We start from the raw sequence: 16,900 nt of genomic DNA, 5'->3' as shown, positions 1-16,900 counted from the left end.
GCCCGTCAGTGCGGCATAAACACCGCCCCCCTCGTTGGGGGGACAGTCGGGCCTCGTCACTGTTGACGCCCCGAGTCGGAAGGCTTGTCGCCCTTGCTTTCGGAGGCGTCGGTGTCGACGTAGAAGGTCTTGGCCTTGAGCGCACCGCGCACCTGGAAGCCCGTCCAGATCAGTGCGCAGCCCAGCAGCGTGAAGGCGAAGGCCTGCCGGTTGAAGAGCTCGGTGTTCTTGAAGACGGCGAGGACGATGCCGACCAGCAGGATCTGAGTGGTGTAGACCAGGAGCGCCGCAGCCATCATGATGTGCGGGTTCGACCTGGTCAGCCGGTCGAGTGCGACCTGGCCGAAGCTGAAGAAGGCCATCACCAGCAGCGTTCCGAAGAGGGCGCCGAGCAGTCCCTTGCCACCCGCGACGGCAAAGGAGATCACCATGGCGATGATCCCGGCGACCGCAGTGGGAATCGCGGCGCCTCGGAGGATCCGGGCGTCGTTGGACGGCATGTCGGCAGCTCCGGCGGCATGTCGATGTGGCAGGGGGACGGGCACAGAACGTGGTGGTTGGCACCGGACCGAGGATCGCCGCAGGCCTTGCCGCTCCGCGGCGGGCCTGTCGAGGGAGACCGACCAGGGACGGAAGTCCTCCACCTGTCAGGTCTTTCGGCGTGTTCTCGGTACTCGTGAACGGTATCACAAACTATTTGATGAGAGCTTTACCATGAATGTGTGGTACCTGTCACACCAACGGCCCAACGGTGCCGCCGTACGGGTGAACCACCTTGACGATACGTCAATTCGCCTACCGGCTGCGGTTGCTGCCGTTCCGGTTGCCGCCGACCGCGGGCGATCCCTTCGGCAGTTCACCCAGGAGTTCCTTGTCCTTCGCGGACAGTTCAGCCATCGGCGCCGAGGTCGGCGCGGGTGCCACCGCATCCTCCCCGACGGCCTGCGCGGCGCTCCGGGCGGCGCCGCGGCGCCGGTAGCGCGGCGGGACGAAGGCCTGCACCGCGCGCGGGGCCCGCGGGCGGAACCGCGGGGTGAGCAGCACCACCAGGCCGACCAGGCAGAGCCCGGCCAGCGTCAGCACGACGGTGCGGCCGGTGTTGGTGACCGAGAAGGCGACGGTGCCGAAGGCGATCAGCGCGGCCCAGAAGTACATGATCAGTACGGCGCGGCTGTGCGAGTGGCCGACCTGGAGCAGCCGGTGGTGCAGGTGCCGCTTGTCGGCGGCGAACGGCGACTGGCCGGCCCAGGTGCGGCGGACCACGGCGAGCAGCAGGTCGGCCAGCGGCAGGGCGATGACGGTCAGCGGCAGCAGCAGTGGGATGTAGATCGGGACGAGGGCGTGCACCGTGGCGGTCTGCGAACCGGTCTCGCTGGTGATGAGGTCCGGGTCGACGCGGCCGGTGATGGAGATCGCGGCGACGGCCAGCATCAGGCCGAGCATCATCGAGCCGGAGTCGCCCATGAAGATCCGGGCCGGGTGCAGGTTGTGCGCCAGGAAGCCCAGGCACATGCCGATCAGCAGCACGCTGAACAGCACGGCGGGGGCCGCGTCCATGATGTTGTAGCCGTACCAGAGCCGGTAGGAGTACAGGAAGAACGCCATCGCGGCGATGCAGACCATGCCGCCGGCCAGGCCGTCCAGGCCGTCGATGAAGTTCACCGCGTTGACCATGACGACGACCATGGTGACCGAGATGACCATGCCCTGGGTGGGGCTGACGGCGACCGCGCCGACACCGGGCACCGGCAGGGTGATCACGGTGACCCCCTGCCAGACCATCACACCGGCGGCGATCATCTGACCGCCCAGCTTGACCAGGGCGTCGACGCCCCACTTGTCGTCGAGCACGCCGAGCAGCCACATGATCCCGGCGCCGGAGAGCAGCGCGCGGATGTCGGTGCCCTGCGAGAAGACCTTGGAGAGGTTGTCCAGCTGCGAGGCGACCAGGATGCCCGCGCAGAGGCCGCCGAACATGGCGATGCCGCCGAGTCGCGGCGTGGGCTCGCGGTGCACGTCACGGGCGCGGACCGGCGGCATCGCGCCGGCCGCGATGGCGAACTTCCGGACCGGGCCGGTCAGCAGGTAGGTGACGGCCGCGGTGCAGAACAGCACCAGCAGATACTCACGCACCACTGGCCTCCTGCGTCACTGTCCGACGGGTCGGTACCGAAGGTACTCCCGTGCCTGTCCGGGTATCGAGGTGCGTCGCCACGGCACACACCTTATTGAGTCGGACGCCCGGGACGTGCATCGCGGTTCGCCCTACCGGGGAGTGACCCCGGCTCCCCGCCTACCCGCGGTCGGCGAAGGCCCGTGCGAGCTCCCGGACCCGCCGGCCGATCCGTACGTCCGTGCCCTCCGCGAGCAGGCGGCCGATCAGCCCGGCGATCTCGGTCAGCTCGGCCTCGCCCATGCCCTGCGAGGTGACCGTCCCGGTGCCGAGCCGGATCCCGGAGGCCTCGGAGGGCGGCGCGGGGTCGTACGGCAGGGCGCACTTGCCGAGCATCAGTCCGGCGACGGCGCAGCGGCGCTCGGCCTCGGCGCCGCTGACCCCCAGCGGGCCGACGTCGGCGGTGACCAGGTGGGTGTCGGTGCCGCCCGTCAGTGGGCGCATACCGGCCTGTGCGAGCCCCGCGGCCAGGACGCGCGCTCCCGCGACGGTGCGGTGGGCGTACGCGCGGTACCCGGGGGTGGCCGCCTCGGCCAGTGCGACGGCCTTGCCGGCCACCTCGTTCATCGCCGCGCCGCCCTGGCTGAACGGGAAGACCGCCCGGTCGATCCGCTCGGCCAGCCCGGTGGTGCAGAGCAGCAGGCCGCCGCGCGGGCCGCGGAGCAGCTTGTGGGTGGCGGCCACGGTGACGTCCGCGTACGGCACCGGCGAGGGCGCGACGCCCGCCGCGACCAGGCCGGTGGTCTGCGCCGCGGAGGCGATCAGGTAGGCGTCCACCTCGTCGGCGATCTCCCGGAAGGCGGCCCAGTCCGGGTGCCGGGGGTAGGAGATGGAGCCGGCCACGATGGCCTTCGGGCGGTGCTCGCGCGCGAGCTCGCGGACCTGGTCGAGGTCGATCAGTCCGTCCTCGCGGCGCACCCCGTAGCCGACGAAGTCGAACCAGCGTCCGGAGAAGTTGGCACGCGAGCCGCAGCTCAGGTGGCCGCCGTGCTCCAGCGACATCGCCAGCACCACGTCGCCCGGCCGCAGCAGCGCCGCGTACGTCGCCAGCATCGCCGAAGTGGCCGACCGCGGCTGGACGTTGGCGTGCGGGGCGGCGAAGAGCTCGCGGGCCCGGTCGACCGCCAGCAGCTCGGCGGCGTCCGCCAGCGCGCAGCCGGTGTGGTGACGCCGGCCGGGGTAGCCCTCGGCGTACTTGTCGATCAGCGGGCCGGTGAGGGCGGCCAGTACGGCGGGGCTGGTGAGGTTCTCCCCCGCCAGCAGCTGGACGCTCTCGGCCCGCCGCTCGGCCTCGGCGGCGAGCAGGTCGGCCAGCTGCGGGTCGGCCCGTCGCAACGCCTCGGACGCCCACCGGCGCCCCGTCGTCTCGGAGGATCCGGTCACGGCATCGGCGACGGTCATGGCGGGGCTCCCGGGGCGCGTCGGGTGGATCCCTCCAGCGTAGGTCGGGGGATCGCGGCCGTCCTGCCGACGCGGGGGCGGTGCACCCGGGCGGGCGTCCGCCGCGGCCGGAAGGGTGTCCGGATGCGCCGTCAGGCCCTGCGTCCGGAGCGCGCGCCGGTGCCGCGTTCGCGGGGACCGGCGAATGGTGCCGCGGTCGGGCCCGGCGGCAGGAGGGCGCGCCGCGTTCAGTTGCGCGCGGGCACGCCGGTGAGCGCGGTGACCACCGGGTCCACCGCGTGGAATATCTCCTCGCCGCAGTTGCGGAACATGCCGATCGGCGCGCCGTACGGGTCGTGCACCTCGTCCGACTCCGGGCTGGAGGCGAGCAGCCAGCCGCGCAGCGCGGCGGCGGCCCTGACCAGGGCGCGGGCACGCTCGGTGACGTCCGCGCCGCGGCGCGGGTCGGGCAGGGTGCCCGGGTCTATCGTCCGGACCAGGCGGGTGAACTCCTTCAGGGTGAAGGTGCGCAGCCCGGCCTCGTGGCCCATCGAGATCACCTGGGCACGGTGGTCCAGGGTGGCGGTGAGCACCAGGTCGGCCTCGACCACGTGCTCGTCCAGCAGCTCGCGGCCGGCGAAGCCGCCGCTGTCGGCGCCGTACTCGTCCAGCACCGTGGCGGCGTGCTCCTCCATCGGCGCGCCTACGTGGCCCCAGGTGCCGGCGCTCTCCACGAGGATGCGCCCGGCCACCCGGGGGCTGAGCCGGGTGTCCAGCTCACGCCGGGTGAGCCGCTCGGCGATCGGCGAGCGGCAGATGTTCCCCGTGCAGACGAACAGGATCCGGAAGTGGTCCAGCGGCCTGGGACCCACGCTCAGGTACGGCGATATGCCGGGCCCGGCATGGAGGGAGGCGGCCGTCAACTGCCGGCCTCCAGGTCGGGGACGACCTCCCTCAGCTGCTCGGCGCTGATCGCGCCGGCCCGCAGCAGGACCGGGACCTTGCCCGTGACGTCGACGATGGAGGAGGCGGTGGCGTGGTCGGCCGTGCCGCCGTCCAGGTAGACCGAGATGGCGTCGCCGAGCTGCTGCTCGGCCTCGTCGCAGGTGGACGGCGACGGGCCGCCGGTCTTGTTGGCGCTGGAGACGGCGAGCGGGCCGGTGGTGTTCAGCAGCTCGATCGCGACCGGGTGCAGCGGCATCCGGACGGCGACGGTGCCGCGGGTCTCGCCGAGGTCCCAGCGCAGCGAGGGCTGGTGCCGGGCGACCAGGGTGAGGCCGCCGGGCCAGAAGGCGTCGACGAGCTCCCAGGCCTGCTCGGAGAAGTCGGTGACCAGGCCGTGCAGGGTGGTCGGCGAGCCGACCAGGACCGGCGAGGGCATGTTGCGGCCGCGGCCCTTGGCGGCCAGCAGTGCGGCGACGGCCTCCGGCGAGAAGGCGTCCGCGCCGACCCCGTAGAGGGTGTCGGTGGGCAGCACGACGAGTTCACCCCGGCGGATGGCCGAGGCGGCCTCGCGCAGGCCGGTGGCGCGGTCCCCGGCATCGGCACAGTCGTAGCGGCGGCTCATCGGTGCGGTCCCCTTCCGAGATGGCTCAACACGTGGGCGGGCGCGTTCACAGCGACGCCCTGCGGGTCGTGGTGCTGCGCTGGATGGTCACGACGAGGCCTTCCGGGCCGTCGTGCCGTGCTGGATGGTCACAACGACGCCCTTCGGGCCGTCGTGAAGCGCGGCCGGTTGTTCAGGTCGCGGTGGTCGGCGGCGTCCGTCCAGCCGCCTTCCTCGTTGAAGATCCACGGCACCTGGCCGCCCTGGGTGTCGGCGTGCTCGATCACCACGGCGCCGCCCGGGCGCAGCAGGCGGGCGGCGACCCGCTCGATGCCGCGGATGGTGTCCAGCCCGTCCTCGCCGGAGAACAGCGACATCTGCGGGTCGTGGTCGCGGGCCTCCGGCGCCACGTACTCCCACTCGGTGAGCGGGATGTACGGCGGGTTGGAGATCACCAGGTCGAAGCGGCCGTCCCAGGAGCGGTCGTCGGCGAAGGCCTTGGTGGCGTCACCGGCGTGCAGGGTGACCCGGGCGCGGTCGGAGCTGGCCTCGATGTTGCGCCGGGTGTACTGCAGCGCCCCCTCGTCCAGCTCGAAGGCGTGCACGGTGGAGCGCGGCAGCTCCTGGGCGAGGGCCAGCGCGATGGCGCCGGAGCCGGAGCAGAGGTCGACCACCAGCGGCTCGGCGACGTCCATGTCACGGACGGCGTCTATGGCCCACTCGACGACCGTCTCGGTCTCCGGGCGGGGCACGAAGACCCCGGGGCCGACCTCCAGCTCCAGGTAGCGGAAGAACGCCCGGCCGGTGATGTGCTGGAGCGGCTCGCGCGCCTCGCGGCGGGAGACGGCCTCCCAGTAGCGGGCGTCGAAGTCCGCGTCCTTGACCGTGTGCAGCTGGCTGCGCTTGACGTTGTGGACGTGTGCGGCGAGCTCCTCCGCGTCGAAGCGCGGCGACGGCACACCGGCCGCGGCCAACCGCTGGGTGGCCTGGGCCACCTCGGCGAGCAGCAGGTTCACGTACGACCTCTTGTTTCTGCGCTGCGGCTTCTCTGGTGCGTCCGGGGCCCGGACGCCGGTCTCAGTTCTGCTGGGCCGCCGCGAGCTTGGCGGCCGCGTCGGCGTCCACGCAGGACTGGATCACCGCGTTCAGGTCGCCGTCCAGGACCTGGTCCAGGTTGTACGACTTGAAGCCCGTGCGGTGGTCCGAGATGCGGTTCTCGGGGTAGTTGTACGTGCGGATCCGCTCGGAGCGGTCCACGGTGCGGACCTGGCTGCGGCGCGCGTCCGAGGCCTCCCGCTCGGCCTCCTCCTGCGCGGCGGCCAGCAGCCGCGAACGCAGGATGCGCATCGCCTGCTCCTTGTTCTGGAGCTGGCTCTTCTCGTTCTGGCAGGACGCCACGATACCGGTCGGCAGGTGGGTGATCCGGACCGCGGAGTCGGTGGTGTTGACCGACTGGCCGCCGGGGCCGGACGAGCGGTAGACGTCGATCCGCAGGTCGTTGGCGACGATCTCGACCTCGACCTCCTCCGCCTCGGGGGTGACCAGCACGCCCGCCGCGGAGGTGTGGATGCGGCCCTGCGACTCGGTGGCGGGGACGCGCTGCACGCGGTGCACGCCGCCCTCGTACTTGAGCCGCGCCCAGACGCCCTGGCCGGGCTCGGTGCTGCCCTTGGTCTTCACGGCCACCGACACGTCCTTGTACCCGCCGAGGTCGGACTCGTTGGAGTCGATGATCTCGGTCTTCCAGCCGATCCGCTCGGCGAAGCGCAGGTACATCCGGAGCAGGTCACCGGCGAACAGCGCGGACTCCTCGCCGCCCTCGCCCGCCTTGATCTCCAGGATGACGTCCTTCTCGTCGCTCGGGTCGCGCGGGACGAGCAGCAGCCGCAGCTCCTCCGTCAGCTCCTCGCGGCGGGCCTCGGAGTCCTTCACCTCGGCGAGGAACTCCGGCTCCTCGGCGGCGAGTTCGCGGGCGGCCTCGATGTCCTCGCCGGCCTGCTTCCAGGCCCGGTAGACCCGGGTGATCGGGGTCAGCTCGGCGTACCGCTTGGCCAGCTTGCGCGCGTTGGCCTGGTCGGCGTGGACGGACGGGTCGGCCAGCCTCGTCTCGAGGTCGGCGTGCTCGACGAGGAGCTCTTCGACTGCCTCGAACATGGGTGGCCTTCTTCCCGTGGGTTGCGGTGGTGGGGGTCGCGGGGCGCTCGTGCGCCGTGGGACGCGAACGGCGCCGGTCCCCAACGCCCCCGGAACGAGTACGGGGGCGCCGGGAACCGGCGCCGAGGGAGCGCTAGGCCTTCGCGCTGTGCTGCTTGCCGAAGCGGGCCTCGAAGCGGGCCACGCGGCCACCGGTGTCGAGGATCTTCTGCTTGCCGGTGTAGAACGGGTGGCACTGCGAGCAGACCTCGGCGCGGATCTCGCCACTGGTCTCGGTCGAGCGGGTGGTGAACTCGTTGCCGCAGGTGCAGGTCACACGGGTGACCACGTACTCGGGGTGAACGTTGGGCTTCAAGGGGTTCTCCTAGTGTTCGGGAGGGCACCGGGTCGGCGACTGGAGTGCCGCACGTGAACCGGGACCGACGGACCAGTCTGCCAGGACCGGCCGCTTCTTCCCAAACCGGGTGGCGTTCCGGGATATTCCGGGCCCGGACTCAGCGGGGCGCGGTCGCCCGCGCCGAGGGTCCGGCGGTACCCGCCCGACCGGTCGCCGGGGCCTTCGCGGGGGCCGTGGGGGTCGCCTGGGCGGGGTTCCCGGGCTGGGCCGCCACCACGGCCTGCGGGAGCGCCTGGTCGTCCTTCAGGGCCGCCCAGAGCTGGTCCGCCTGCGGCTGCTGCGCGACCACCCGGTTGGGGTCGCCGGGGGCCGCCACCACCGGCAGGGTGACCATGGACAGCTGGTCCGGGCCGATCCCCTTGAGCTCCTGGGCCAGCCCCACAAGGGAGTTCACCGAGGCCAGCGCCGAGTCGGTGGTGATGGAGCGGGTCAGCGTGTCGCCGATCGACCAGAGCTTGACCGGGTCGGAGAAGAACCCGATCCCGCCGGCCTGCTGGAGCAGCGACCTCACCATCTGCTTCTGCAGCTCGATCCGGCCGAGGTCGCTGCCGTCGCCGACGCCGTGCCGGGTGCGGACGAAGGCCAGCGCCTGCCTGCCGTCGAGGTGGTGCTCGCCGGCCGCCAGGTCCAGCCCGCTGTCCTGGTCGTGGATGGGGACCGTGGTGGTCACGGTGGCCCCGCCCATCGCGTCCACGACCCGGGCGAAGCCGGCGAAGTCGATCTCGACGTAGTGGTCCATCCGCAGCCCGGTGAGCTGCTCCGTGGTCTTGACCGCGCACGCGGCGCCACCGGTCTCGTACGCGCTGTTGTACATCGCGCGCCTGGCCCCCGGGGCGGCCTTGCCGTTCCGGTCGGTGCAGTCGGGCCGGGCGACCAGGGTGTCCCGGGGTATCGAGACCACCTCGGCCCGCGAGTGGTCCTGGCTGACGTGCACCACCATGGCGGTGTCCGAGCGGGCGGTGTCGCCGGTGTCGCCGCCGGCCAGGTCGCCGTTCCCGCCGGCCCGCGAGTCCGAGCCGAGCACCAGGACGTTGAACGAGCCGTCGGTGGCGGACGGCGGGCGGGCGGTGCCCAGCCGGGCGTCGATGTCGACGCTCTTGATGTTGCCGTTGAGCTTGAAGTACGCGTAGCCGGCCGCCCCGGCACCGAGGACGACGAGCGCGGCGAACGCGCACGCGGCCACCCGCAGGACCTTGCGGCGGCGGCTCAGGACCCGCTTGTGCTCAGCCATACGGTCCAGAGTAAATCGGACAACATGATCCAAAGGGGTCAATGTGTCCCAACTCTGGAACAACGCACGGAACCCCGGTCCGCTCGCGCGAACCGGGGTTCCGTGCCGGTGGATCAACCGTGGACGGTCAGTCGCCGGACCCGGGGGTCGTCTTGGCGATCTGCATCAGGAACTCGGCGTTGGACTTGGTCTGCTTCATCTTGTCCAGCAGCAGCTCGATCGCCTGCTGCGAGTCGAGCGCGTGCAGCACCCGGCGGAGCTTCCAGACGATGGCCAACTCCTCGCTGCCCAGCAGGATCTCCTCCTTGCGGGTGCTGGAGGCGTCGACGTCGACGGCCGGGAAGATGCGCTTGTCCGAGAGCTTCCGGTCGAGCTTGAGCTCCATGTTGCCGGTGCCCTTGAACTCCTCGAAGATCACCTCGTCCATCCGCGAGCCGGTCTCGACCAGCGCGGTGGCCAGGATGGTCAGCGAGCCGCCGTTCTCGATGTTGCGCGCGGCACCGAAGAACTTCTTCGGCGGGTACAGCGCGGTCGAGTCGACACCACCGGACAGGATGCGGCCGGAGGCCGGCGCCGCCAGGTTGTAGGCACGGCCAAGGCGGGTGATCGAGTCCAGCAGGATCACCACGTCGTGGCCCAGCTCCACCAGGCGCTTGGCGCGCTCGATGGCCAGCTCCGCGACCGTGGTGTGGTCCTCGGCCGGGCGGTCGAAGGTCGAGGAGATGACCTCGCCCTTCACCGACCGCTGCATGTCGGTGACCTCCTCCGGACGCTCGTCGACCAGGACGACCATCAGGTGGCACTCGGGGTTGTTGTGGGTGATCGCGTTGGCGACCGCCTGCAGCACCATCGTCTTGCCGGTCTTCGGCGGCGCGACGATCAGACCGCGCTGGCCCTTGCCGATCGGCGACACCAGGTCGATGATCCGGGTGGTCAGCACGCCCGGGTCGGTCTCCAGGCGGAGCCGCTCCTGCGGGTAGAGCGGGGTCAGCTTGTTGAACTCGGGGCGGCCGCGGCCGCTCTCCGGGTCCATGCCGTTGACCGAGTCCAGCCGCACCATGGCGTTGAACTTCTCGCGGCGCTCGCCGTCGCGCGGCTGGCGCACCGCACCGGTGATGGCGTCACCCTTGCGCAGGCCGTTCTTGCGGACCTGGGCGAGCGAGACGTAGACGTCGTTCTGGCCCGGCAGGTAGCCGGAGGTGCGCACGAACGCGTAGTTGTCGAGGATGTCGAGGATGCCCGCGACCGGGATCAGCACGTCGTCCTCGCCGACCTGCGGCTCGGCGACGCCCGCCTCGAAGCCCTCGCGACGGCCACGGCCCCGGCGGTCGCGGTAGCGGCCGCGACGGCCGCGACGGCCGTCGCCGAACTCGTCGTCGTCGTAACCGCCCTGCTGCGCCTGCGGCTGGACCTGCTGGCCGCCCTGGCGGTTCTGCTGGCCGTCGCCCTGGCCGGCCTGCTGCTGGCCGCCCTGGCGGTCGGCACGGTCGGTGCGGTCGGCACGGTCCCGGCGGTTGCGGCGGTCGCGGCGCGACTCGCGGCTGTCGGCGTCCTGGCCGGCCTGGGCCTCGCCGGCCTCCTGGCGGCCCTCGCGCTCGCCGCCCTCGCGGCGGTCGCGGCGGTCCCGGCGGTCGCGGCGGGTCTCGGTGCGACCCTCCTCCCGGCCCTCGAAGGCGCGGGTCTCGGCCGGGCGGGCCTCGGCCTGCTTGGCCTCGGTGACGACCGCGGCGGGCGCCTCGGCGGCGGCCTCGGCGGTCGGGGCGCCGGCGGCCGAGGTGGCACGGCGGCGGGTGCGCTCGGCACGGGCCGGCGCGGCGGTCTCGGCGGCGGCCTGGACCGGGATCTCGATCTGGGCCTCGGCGGCGGCCGGGGCCTCGGCCTGCGCGGCCTTGGTGCGGCGGGCGGGCTTCTCGGCCGGCTCGGCGGCGGCCGTCTTGGCGGCGGCACGCTTGGTCGCCGGGGCGGCCGTGGTGGCACCGGCGGCGAGCAGCGGGTCCCCGCCGCTCTTCTCCTTGATGGCCTCGATCAGCTGGCTCTTGCGCAGGCGTCCCGTGCCGCTGATCCCCAGCGTCGAGGCGAGCTTCTGGAGCTCGGCCAGGACGAGCCCGTCAAGGCCCGCGGCGGCGGTGCGACGGCGCCGGGCCGGGGCGGCGGGGGCGGCGGCTGCGTCCGACGCCTCGGCGTCCGGGCGCGCGCCCATCAGATCGGTGGTGTCGCTCACTAAGGGTCCTTCCCTGGAGCGGACGTCGGCCTGTCTGGCTCGGCGACCGGTTGTGCTGTCCTGACCAACGCTCGACTGCGTCGGTCCGAGGCGGTGATCCCCCGGATGGCGGTAGCCAGTCGGAGGAGAGCTGCGAGGTGCGGTGCATGAAGCACGGTGGTGCTGAGTGGCGCGATGGGACGGTCGCGTGCCGACCCCGCGCTGCCTGTGAATCCCGGGCCCCCGTCGCGTGACGGTGGCCCGCGCTCCGCCCGTCCTGGCCTCGGGTTGGAGGCTGCGGGTGGGAGTCAGGTGCCGTCACGGCTTCGGGATGCGACCGCAAGTTGCGCAGGCAGGCTGCGTACGCGCTGCGGTGGGCTCCCGGAGAATCGTCGCCCCGTGCATCGCCGGGACTCCGCGTGAGCGGAGTGCTGGGATCGGGACGCGGCGCACCGAGCCCCGGAGGGCACCTGGTGCAGCAATGAGGTTAACACTACCGACCCCCTCAGACATTCCCCAGCCTTGCGCTTGCCAATCGTGTCCGGACAACCCGGCTCCGGTCGGCGCCGGTCCGGGCCGTCGGACGTGCTCCGACGTGGTGCTCAGACGTCGAGCGGGAGCACCGTGGCCCCGGCCCGGTCGAGCTCCAGCCGGTGCGCGGCGAACACCGGGCCGCCGTGGCCGTGGTCGCCGGCGAAGGCCAGCACCTTGTCGGCACCCGCCTCGTCGGTGAGCGCCAGCACGGTCGGACCGGCCCCGGAGATCACCGCCGGGACGCCCTCCGCGCGCAACGCCCCCACCAGCGCGGCACTGTCCGGCATCGCGGAGGCCCGGTAGTCCTGGTGCAGCCGGTCCTCGGTGGCGGCGAGCAGCAGCTCGGGCCGCCGGGTCAGGGCCTCCACCATCAGCGCGGCGCGGCCCGCGTTGACGGCGGCGTCGGCCAGCGGGACGGTCTTGGGCAGCAGGCCGCGGGCGGTCTCGGTGAGCACCTCGGTGGACGGGATGAACACCACCGGGACGACCTGCGCGGACGGCTCCAGGGTCACGGCCCTGGCGGACTCCTCGTCGGTCCAGGCCACCGTGAAGTTGCCCCGCAGGCAGGCCGCGACGTTGTCGGGGTGGCCCTCCAGCTCGGAGGCGAGGGCCAGCAGCGCCTCGTCGTCCAGCGCGGACGGGCCGCCGATGGTGACGGCGCGGGCGGCCACGATGCCGGCGCAGATCGCGGCGGACGAGGAACCCAGGCCACGGCCGTGCGGTATCCGGTTGGCGCACACCACTTCGAGGCCGCGCGGCTGGCCGCCGAGGCGGTCGAAGGCGGCGCGCATCGAGCGGACCACCAGGTGGCGCTCGTCACGGGCCAGGGTGTCGGCACCCTCGCCGGCGATGTCGACGGAGAGCCCGGAGTCGGCGACCCGGACGACCACGTCGTCGTACAGACCCAGGGCGAGTCCGAAGGCGTCGAAACCGGGGCCGAGGTTGGCGCTGGTCGCGGGAACCCGGACCCGGACGGCGGCGGCACGGAACGCAGGACCGGCCATGCGGTGGACTCTCCTGGGGAAATCGGGCGGCGCGAAGCGCGTCGGTGCGAGGGTGGGGATGGGCCGCGGGCCCCGGCCGGGGCGGGCGGTCACAGTCGTCGGCGCGACCCGCAGACGGGCCGGACCCGGGGCATGTGCCACACGGCCGAACCCAGAGTATCGAAGAGAGGTTCCACAGTGGTACACCCCGTGGGCCTTCGATCTGGTGTGTTGCCGTTTCTGGCCGGAATGCATGCCGGAATGGCACCGGAATGCACGCTGGAATTGACACAAAAGTGTCAGCCGAGAACGGCGGCGGGCCGACCCCCGAAAGGGTCGGCCCGGACACCGTTCACGGGGTGACCCGGCTCAGTCCAGCAGGCCGAGGCGGCGGGCGGCGGCCTCCGCGTCGATCGGGACCACCTGGGGCTGCGGGGCGCCGGCCACGGCCCAGTCCGGGTCCTTGAGGCCGTTGCCGGTCACGGTGCAGACGATCCGCTGGCCCGGGTCGACCAGGCCGGCCTCCGCCTTGGCCAGCAGGCCGGCCACCGAGGCGGCCGAGGCGGGCTCCACGAAGACGCCCTCCTGAGCGGCCAACAGCCGGTAGGCGGACAGAATCTGACGATCCGTCACCTTGTCGATGAGACCGCCCGATTCGTCCCGCGCGGCGAGCGCGAAGTCCCAGGAGGCCGGGTTGCCGATCCGGATCGCGGTGGCGATGGTCTGCGGCTTGAGCACCGGCGCACCGTCCACGATCGGGGCCGAGCCGGCGGCCTGGAAGCCCCACATCCGCGGGGTGCGGGAGGCCAGCCCGTCGGTGGCGTATTCGCGGTAACCCTTCCAGTACGCGGTGATGTTGCCCGCGTTGCCGACCGGGAGGACGTGGATGTCGGGTGCGTCGCCGAGCATGTCCACGATCTCGAAGGCCGCGGTCTTCTGGCCCTCGATCCGGACCGGGTTCACCGAGTTGACCAGCGCCACCGGGTACTTCTCGGACAGTTCACGCGCAAGGGTGAGGCAGTCGTCGAAGTTCCCGTCCACCTGAAGGATCTTGGCGCCGTGGACCAGCGCCTGGCCCATCTTGCCGAGCGCGATCTTGCCCTGCGGGACCAGCACCGCCGACACCATCCCGGCGCGCACCGCGTAGGCGGCGGCGGAGGCCGAGGTGTTGCCGGTGGAGGCGCAGATGACGGCCTGGGCGCCGTCCTCCTTCGCCTTGGAGATGGCCATCGTCATGCCGCGGTCCTTGAAGGACCCGGTCGGGTTGGCGCCCTCGACCTTGAGGTAGACCTCGCAGCCGGTGCGCTCGGAGAGCACCCGGGCGGGGACGAGCGGCGTGCCGCCCTCCAGCAGGGTGACCACGGGAGTGGAGTCGGTGACCGGCAGGCGGTCGCGGTACTCCTCGATCAGGCCGCGCCACTGGTGGGTGTGCGCGCCTCTGGCGATCACGGCGTTCATGGCTGTTCCTACTCCCCTTCAACCCGCATGATGCTGGCCACGTCCCGCACGCTGTCGAGCGCGCGGAGCTTGTCGACCGTCGCCGACAGGGCGGCGTCGGTGGCACGGTGGGTGACCACGACGAGCGAGGCGTCGCCGTCGCGGCCCTGCTGGCGCACAGTGTCGATGGAGACCCCGTGCTCGGCGAAGACGGACGCCACCTGCGCGAGCACGCCCGCGCGGTCGTCCACGTCCAGGCTGACGTGGTACCGGGTGACGACCTCGTCCATCGGCTTGGCCGGCAGCTGCGTGTACACGGAGTCACCGGGGCCGGTGGCGCCGGCCAGCTTGTTGCGGCAGACCGCGACCAGGTCGCCGAGCACCGCCGAGGCGGTCGGCGAGCCGCCCGCGCCCGGGCCGTAGAACATCAGGCGCCCGGCCGCCTCGGCCTCGACGAACACCGCGTTGTACGCCTCGCGGACGGACGCCAGCGGGTGCGACAGCGGGATCATCGCCGGGTGCACCCGCGCGGTGACGGACTCGCCGTCGGCCGCCCGCTCGCAGATCGCGAGCAGCTTGACGACGCAGCCCATCTCCTTCGCGGAGGCGATGTCGGCGGCGGTCACCTCGGTGATGCCCTCGCGGTAGACGTCCGCCGCGGTCACCTTGGTGTGGAAGGCGATCCCGGCCAGGATCGCGGCCTTGGCGGCGGCGTCGAAGCCCTCGACGTCGGCCGTCGGGTCCGCCTCGGCGTAGCCGAGCGCGGTGGCCTCCTCCAGCGCCTCCGAATAGCCGGCGCCGGTGGTGTCCATCTTGTCGAGGATGAAGTTGGTGGTGCCGTTCACGATGCCCAGCACCCGGTTGACCTTGTCCCCCGCGAGGGACTCTCGCAGCGGGCGCAGCAGCGGGATCGCTCCGGCCACCGCGGCCTCGTAGTAGAGGTCCACGCCGGCCTCGGCGGCCGCGGCGTGCAGCTCGGTGCCGTCCTGGGCGAGCAGCGCCTTGTTGGCGCTGACCACCGAGGCGCCCTGCTTGAACGCCGACAGGAGGAGGTGTTTGGACGGCTCGATGCCGCCCACGACCTCGATCACCACGTCGATGTCGCCCCGGTTGACCAGGGCCTCGGCATCGGTGGTGACCAGGTGATCGGGCACTCCCGGGCGGGTCCGGCCCGCCCGGCGGACCGCGATGCCGGCGAGCTCGACCGGCGCGCCGATGCGCGCGGCGAGGTCGGCGGCGTCCGTCGTCATGATGCGCGCCACCTCGGAGCCCACCACACCACAGCCCAGCAACGCCACCTTCAGCGGCCGCGTACGCATCATCCGACTCCGCTCTGCATTCGTCCTGCTTCGGTATTCCGGCGGGATTTCGGGGGTCCGCCGAAACTTCGGTCCGTACCAGTCTCCGGGACTTTCCGTACGGATCTACGGTCGTTCCATGATCTGAGACGAGAATTTCGTCATCCGATATCGAGACGCAGGAGATCCTCCTCCGTCTCGCGCCGGACGATCACCCGGGCCGCGCCGTCCCCGACGGCCAGCACGGGGGGCTTGAGGGCGTGGTTGTAGTTGCTGGCCATCGAGCGGCAGTAGGCGCCGGTGGCCGGCACCGCGATCAGGTCGCCGGGGGCCAGGTCGGCGGGCAGGAAGGCGTCCCGCACCACGATGTCGCCGGACTCGCAGTGCTTGCCCACCACGCGGACCAGCATCGGCTCGGCGTCGCTGGCGCGCGACACCAGGGCCACCGAGTACTCGGCGTCGTAGAGCGCCGTCCGGATGTTGTCGGACATGCCGCCGTCCACGCTGACGTAGGTGCGCAGGCCCTCCAGCGGCTTGACGGTGCCGACCTCGTACAGCGTGAAGGCGGTCGGGCCGACGATCGCGCGGCCGGGCTCGACGCTCAGCCGGGGGGCGCCGAGGTTCGCGGCGGCGCACTCGCGGCGGACGATGTCGGCCAGCGCGGCGGCGATCTCGGACGGCTCGCGCGGGTCGTCGTCGCTGGTGTAGGCGATGCCGAGGCCGCCGCCGAGGTCGATCTCGGGCAGCTCGACGCCGTGCTCGTCCCGGATCTCCGCCAGCAGGCCGACCACCCGGCGGGCGGCCACCTCGAAGCCAGCCGTGTCGAAGATCTGCGAGCCGATGTGCGAGTGGATGCCGCGCAGCTCGAGGGTCCCGTCGTGGGCGAGCACCCGGCGCACGGCCTCGGCCGCCGCGCCGCCGCTCAGCGAGAGGCCGAACTTCTGGTCCTCGTGCGCGGTGGCGATGAACTCGTGGGTGTGCGCCTCGACGCCGACGGTGATCCGGATCAGCACCGGCTGGCGGACGCCCTGCCGGCCGGCGATCGCGGCGAGGCGCTCGATCTCCTCGTAGGAGTCGACCACGATGTGCCCGACGCCCGCCTTCACGGCCTGCTCCAGCTCGTGGACGGACTTGTTGTTGCCGTGCAGCGCGATCCGCTCGGCGGGCATCCCGGCGGCCAGCGCGACGTGCAGCTCGCCGCCGCTGCACACGTCGACGTTCAGGCCCTCCTCGTGCAGCCAGCGCACGACCGCCTTGGAGAGGAACGCCTTGCCCGCGTAGTACACGTCCGCCTCGGTGCCGAAGGCGTCCCGCCAGGCACGGGCCCGGGAGCGGAAGTCGGCCTCGTCCATGACGTAGGCCGGGGTGCCGAACTCAGCGGCGAGACGGTTGACGTCGATGCCGCCGACGGTGACGACGCCGTCGGCGCCGCGGGTGACGGTCTCGGACCACACCTTCGGGTCGAGCGCGTTCAGGTCGGCCGGCGGGGCCTGGTAGTGGCCCTCGGGCAGCACGTCGCCGTGGCGGGGGCCTGCGGGGTGTGCGGAGCGACTCATGTCTTCTCGTA

At 72.4% G+C, this 16,900-nt stretch carries 14 protein-coding genes; all 14 read right to left on the bottom strand.

Annotated elements, in window-relative coordinates:
- Positions 1-56: 56 nt before the first annotated feature.
- The gene (locus tag J5Y04_RS08770) at positions 57-500 is read right to left on the bottom strand and encodes a hypothetical protein (RefSeq protein WP_148642915.1); all 444 of its coding nucleotides are present in this window, start codon (positions 498-500) and stop codon (positions 57-59) included.
- 295 nt (positions 501-795) lie between these two features.
- On the bottom strand, positions 796-2,133 hold the full coding sequence (locus tag J5Y04_RS08765; RefSeq protein ID WP_209411284.1) for an MraY family glycosyltransferase: 1,338 nt from the start codon (positions 2,131-2,133) through the stop codon (positions 796-798).
- A 160-nt stretch (positions 2,134-2,293) separates the two neighbouring features.
- Entirely contained in the window at positions 2,294-3,574 is a 1,281-nt protein-coding gene (gene glyA / locus J5Y04_RS08760; RefSeq protein WP_209411281.1) for a serine hydroxymethyltransferase, read from the bottom strand.
- Positions 3,575-3,801: 227 nt separating this feature from the next.
- Positions 3,802-4,443 (bottom strand): protein-tyrosine-phosphatase, encoded by a 642-nt coding sequence (locus J5Y04_RS08755; protein ID WP_307853028.1) that lies wholly within the window; start codon positions 4,441-4,443, stop codon positions 3,802-3,804.
- Between the two features lie 29 nt (positions 4,444-4,472).
- Entirely contained in the window at positions 4,473-5,120 is a 648-nt protein-coding gene (locus tag J5Y04_RS08750; protein ID WP_148642918.1) for an L-threonylcarbamoyladenylate synthase, read from the bottom strand.
- Positions 5,121-5,248: 128 nt separating this feature from the next.
- Positions 5,249-6,115 (bottom strand): peptide chain release factor N(5)-glutamine methyltransferase, encoded by an 867-nt coding sequence (gene prmC / locus J5Y04_RS08745; RefSeq protein ID WP_148642919.1) that lies wholly within the window; start codon positions 6,113-6,115, stop codon positions 5,249-5,251.
- A 61-nt stretch (positions 6,116-6,176) separates the two neighbouring features.
- Complete coding sequence (prfA, locus tag J5Y04_RS08740; RefSeq protein WP_209411278.1) at positions 6,177-7,253, bottom strand: peptide chain release factor 1; 1,077 nt, start codon at positions 7,251-7,253, stop codon at positions 6,177-6,179.
- A 133-nt stretch (positions 7,254-7,386) separates the two neighbouring features.
- On the bottom strand, positions 7,387-7,608 hold the full coding sequence (gene rpmE / locus J5Y04_RS08735; protein ID WP_148642921.1) for a 50S ribosomal protein L31: 222 nt from the start codon (positions 7,606-7,608) through the stop codon (positions 7,387-7,389).
- 139 nt (positions 7,609-7,747) lie between these two features.
- Positions 7,748-8,881, bottom strand: coding sequence for an LCP family protein (locus tag J5Y04_RS08730; protein ID WP_209411275.1), 1,134 nt, complete (start codon positions 8,879-8,881; stop codon positions 7,748-7,750).
- A 127-nt stretch (positions 8,882-9,008) separates the two neighbouring features.
- Positions 9,009-11,102: a transcription termination factor Rho gene (rho, locus tag J5Y04_RS08725; RefSeq protein ID WP_209411274.1), complete on the bottom strand. Its 2,094-nt coding sequence runs from the start codon at positions 11,100-11,102 to the stop codon at positions 9,009-9,011.
- 581 nt (positions 11,103-11,683) lie between these two features.
- Positions 11,684-12,619 (bottom strand): homoserine kinase, encoded by a 936-nt coding sequence (thrB, locus tag J5Y04_RS08720; RefSeq protein WP_209411271.1) that lies wholly within the window; start codon positions 12,617-12,619, stop codon positions 11,684-11,686.
- A gap of 348 nt (positions 12,620-12,967) precedes the next feature.
- On the bottom strand, positions 12,968-14,056 hold the full coding sequence (gene thrC, locus J5Y04_RS08715; RefSeq protein ID WP_209411270.1) for a threonine synthase: 1,089 nt from the start codon (positions 14,054-14,056) through the stop codon (positions 12,968-12,970).
- Between the two features lie 8 nt (positions 14,057-14,064).
- Positions 14,065-15,357, bottom strand: coding sequence for a homoserine dehydrogenase (locus tag J5Y04_RS08710; protein WP_209411269.1), 1,293 nt, complete (start codon positions 15,355-15,357; stop codon positions 14,065-14,067).
- 137 nt (positions 15,358-15,494) lie between these two features.
- Entirely contained in the window at positions 15,495-16,889 is a 1,395-nt protein-coding gene (lysA, locus tag J5Y04_RS08705) for a diaminopimelate decarboxylase (RefSeq protein ID WP_209411268.1), read from the bottom strand.
- Positions 16,890-16,900: the final 11 nt, after the last annotated feature.

This window comes from Kitasatospora sp. RG8 (genome assembly GCF_017813315.1).
GTDB lineage: Bacteria > Actinomycetota > Actinomycetes > Streptomycetales > Streptomycetaceae > Kitasatospora.
Note: the sequence above shows the minus strand (reverse complement) of the source record. Positions and strands in the feature narration are given on the sequence as shown.

What these genes read in the sequence shown, in the direction of transcription:
- J5Y04_RS08770 (WP_148642915.1), bottom strand. Translation starts at nt 500, where the DNA reads ATGCCGTCCAACGACGCCCGGATCCTCCGAGGCGCCGCGATTCCCACT.
- glyA (WP_209411281.1), bottom strand. Translation starts at nt 3,574, where the DNA reads ATGACCGTCGCCGATGCCGTGACCGGATCCTCCGAGACGACGGGGCGC.
- J5Y04_RS08750 (WP_148642918.1), bottom strand. Translation starts at nt 5,120, where the DNA reads ATGAGCCGCCGCTACGACTGTGCCGATGCCGGGGACCGCGCCACCGGC.
- prfA (WP_209411278.1), bottom strand. Translation starts at nt 7,253, where the DNA reads ATGTTCGAGGCAGTCGAAGAGCTCCTCGTCGAGCACGCCGACCTCGAG.
- J5Y04_RS08730 (WP_209411275.1), bottom strand. Translation starts at nt 8,881, where the DNA reads ATGGCTGAGCACAAGCGGGTCCTGAGCCGCCGCCGCAAGGTCCTGCGG.
- thrB (WP_209411271.1), bottom strand. Translation starts at nt 12,619, where the DNA reads ATGGCCGGTCCTGCGTTCCGTGCCGCCGCCGTCCGGGTCCGGGTTCCC.
- thrC (WP_209411270.1), bottom strand. Translation starts at nt 14,056, where the DNA reads ATGAACGCCGTGATCGCCAGAGGCGCGCACACCCACCAGTGGCGCGGC.
- J5Y04_RS08710 (WP_209411269.1), bottom strand. Translation starts at nt 15,357, where the DNA reads ATGATGCGTACGCGGCCGCTGAAGGTGGCGTTGCTGGGCTGTGGTGTG.
- lysA (WP_209411268.1), bottom strand. Translation starts at nt 16,889, where the DNA reads ATGAGTCGCTCCGCACACCCCGCAGGCCCCCGCCACGGCGACGTGCTG.